This is a genomic window from Geodermatophilus maliterrae, from assembly GCF_041018925.1.
Classification (GTDB): Bacteria; Actinomycetota; Actinomycetes; order Mycobacteriales; family Geodermatophilaceae; genus Geodermatophilus; species Geodermatophilus maliterrae.
The window spans coordinates 1-3,287 of the sequence record NZ_JBFNXQ010000184.1 but is presented as its reverse complement, the minus strand read 5'-3'; the positions used below and the strand labels follow the sequence as shown (position 1 = coordinate 3,287).

The 3,287-nt window shown below is 75.1% G+C and carries 2 protein-coding genes; both read left to right on the top strand.

The annotated features are described in order from the left end of the window. Positions 1-34 precede the first annotated feature (34 nt). Entirely contained in the window at positions 35-310 is a 276-nt protein-coding gene (locus tag ABQ292_RS26235; RefSeq protein WP_369210641.1) for a sarcosine oxidase subunit delta, read from the top strand. Then, the gene (locus ABQ292_RS26230; RefSeq protein WP_369210640.1) at positions 311-3,178 is read left to right on the top strand and encodes a 2Fe-2S iron-sulfur cluster-binding protein; all 2,868 of its coding nucleotides are present in this window, start codon (positions 311-313) and stop codon (positions 3,176-3,178) included. Positions 3,179-3,287 lie beyond the last annotated feature (109 nt).

The window sequence follows — 3,287 nt, the reverse complement described above, 5'->3', positions numbered from 1 at the left end:
GCCCACTGACACCGCCCACCGACCGGAGAGACCCGTGCAACTGATCAGCTGCCCCTGGTGCGGCCCGCGCGAGGAGGTCGAGTTCGCCTACGGCGGCCAGGCCCACGTCCCCTACCCCGAGGACCCCGCCGCCCTCGATGACGAGCAGTGGGCGCACTACGTGTTCTTCCGCGCCAACCCCAAGGGCCGCTTCGCCGAGCGCTGGTGCCACTCCGCCGGCTGCCGCCGCTGGTTCAACGCGATCCGCGACACCACCACCTACCGCTTCGCGTCCGTCTACCGCCCCGACGAGCCCCGGCCGGTGATCTGAGTGAGCAGTCCCTTCCGCACCGCCGAGGGCGGCCGCGTCGACCGCGGCACCGACCTGACGTTCACCTTCGACGGGCGGTCCTACGCCGGTCATCCCGGTGACACGCTGGCCTCGGCGCTGCTGGCCGCCGGCCGGCACTCGGTCGCCACCAGCGTCAAGCTCGGCCGCCCGCGTGGCATCGCCGCGGCCTGGGCCGAGGACCCGGGCGGCCTGGTGCAGGTCGAGGAGCCCTTTCCCGAGCCGATGCTGCTGGCCACCACCGTCGAGCTGCACGACGGGCTGGTCGCCTCCGGGCTGCCCGGGCAGGGGCGCCTGGCCGACGTGCCCGATTCGGCCCGCTACGACGCGGTGCACCACCACGTCGACGTGCTCGTCATCGGCGCCGGCCCGGCCGGGCTGGCCGCCGCGCTCACCGCCGCCCGGGCCGGCGCCCGGGTGGCGCTGGTCGACGAGCAGGCCGAGGCCGGCGGCGCGCTGCTGGGGACCGCCGACGAGCTCGACGGCGCCCCCGCCGTGGACTGGGTGGCGGCCGCGGTGGCCGAGCTGGCCGCCGCCCCGGAGGTGCTGCACCTGCAGCGCACCACGGCCTTCGGGCTCTACGACGACGGCTTCGTCCTGGCGCTGCAGCGGCGCACCGACCACCTCGGCGGCGCCGCGCCCCGCCACCTGTCCCGGCAGCGGGTGTGGCGCCTCCGCGCCCGCTCGATCGTCGTGGCGACCGGCGCGCACGAGCGCCCGGTCGTGTTCGCCGACAACGACCGGCCCGGGACCATGCTGGCCGGCGCCGCGCGGACGTTCCTGCACCGCTACGGCGTGCGGGCCGGCTCCGAGGCCGTCGTCTTCACCACCAACGACAGCGCCTACGCCGCCGCCCTCGACCTGCACCGCGCGGGAGTGCAGGTGCAGGCGGTGGTCGACGCCCGGCCGGAGGGCTCGCCGCGCCGTGAGGAGTGCGAGCACGCAGGCATCCGCGTCCTGTCCGGTGCCGTCGCGACCGGCACGCAGGGCGTCGATCGGGTCACGCACGCCCTCGTCGCCCCGTTCGTGGACGGAGAGGTCGGCGCCAGCAGCGCGATCGCCTGCGACCTGCTCCTGGTCAGCGGGGGCTGGAACCCCGCGGTGCACCTGTACAGCCAGGCCCGCGGCCGGCTCCGCTACGACGAGGCCCTCGGCGCGTTCCTCCCCGGGGAGGCGCTCGACGGCCTGACGGTCGCCGGCTCGGCCGCCGGCGTGTTCGACCTGGCCGGGTGCCTGGCCGACGGGCAGCGCGGAGCGCGCGCCGCGCTGACGGCACTGACGATCCCGCCGGCGGGGGAGGACCGGCTGCCCGCCGCCCCGGACCCCGTCGTCCCGACCGCGCCGCTGGTGCTGTGGCGGGTGCCGGACACCTCCGGCGCCGACGGCAGCACCTCGTTCGTCGACCTGCAGCGCGACGCCACGGTCGCCGACATCGCCCGCGCGGTCGGCGCCGGGCTGCGCTCCATCGAGCACGTCAAGCGGTACACCACCATCGGCACCGCGCACGACCAGGGCAAGACCTCCGGCGTGCTGACCTCGGGGATCACCGCCGAGCTGCTCGGGATCCCGGTGCAGGACACCGGCACCACCACCTTCCGCCCGCCCTACACCCCGGTCGCCTTCGCCGCGCTGGCCGGCCGCGACCGCGGCCGGCTGTTCGACCCCGAGCGGGTCACCCCGGTGCACGACTGGCACGTCGCCGCCGGCGCGGTGTTCGAAGACGTCGGGCAGTGGAAGCGGCCGCGGTACTACCCGCGGCCCGGGGAGGACATGGCCGCCGCGGTGCTGCGCGAGTGCGCCGCGGTGCGCTCCTCGGTGGGGATCCTGGACGGCTCCACCCTGGGCAAGATCGACGTCTGCGGCCCGGACGCCGCCGTGCTGCTCGACCGGCTCTACACCAACCTGATCAGCAGCCTGAAGGTCGGCGCGGTGCGCTACGGCGTGATGTGCGGTGTCGATGGCATGGTCATCGACGACGGCACCGTGCTGCGGCTGGCCGAGGACCGCTTCCTGGTGCTGACCACCACCGGCGGCGCGGCGAAGATCCTGGACTGGATGGAGGAGTGGCTGCAGACCGAGTGGCCCGAGCTGCGGGTGCACTGCACCTCGGTCACCGAGCAGTGGGCCACCTTCCCCGTCGTCGGGCCGCGCTCGCGCGACGTCATCGGCGCGGTCTTCCCCCAGGTCGACGTCTCCACCGCGGCGTTCCCGTTCATGACCTGGCGGGACACCACCCTGGCCGGGGTGCCGGTGCGGCTGGCCCGGATCAGCTTCTCCGGCGAGCTGGCCTACGAGGTCTACGTCAACTCCTGGTACGCGGCCGCGGTGTGGCAGCGGCTGGTCGAGGCCGGCCGGCCCTACGGCATCACCGCCTACGGCACCGAGACCATGCACGTGCTGCGCGCGGAGAAGGGCTATCCGATCATCGGGCAGGACACCGACGGCACCGTCACCCCGCACGACCTGGGGATGGCGTGGGCGGTGTCGAAGAAGAAGCCCGACTTCATCGGCAAGCGCTCCTTCACCCGCCCGGCCAACGCCGACCCGCGGCGCAAGCAGCTGGTCGGGCTGCTGCCGCTGGACCGGGCCACCGTGCTGCCCGAGGGCTCGCAGATCGTGGAGTTCGCCGCCGACGGCCAGCTGCCGCCGCCGCCGGTGCCGATGCTCGGTCACGTCACCTCCAGCTACCGCAGCGCCGAGCTCGCCCGCCCCTTCGCCCTGGCCCTGCTCACGGGCGGCCGGGAGCGGATCGGGCAGACCGTGCACGTGCCCGTGGGCGGCACCCTGGTGCCGGTCGAGGTCACCGGCTCGGTGCTGGTCGACCCCGAAGGAGCCCGCCGCGATGGCTGACCAGCTCACCCGCACCCACCCGCTGCAGGCGTGGGTCCCGGCGTTCCAGGCGCTGCCCGGCGCGGTGTCGATCACCGTCGAGCCGTACGTCGCCATGGCCGACGTCCGG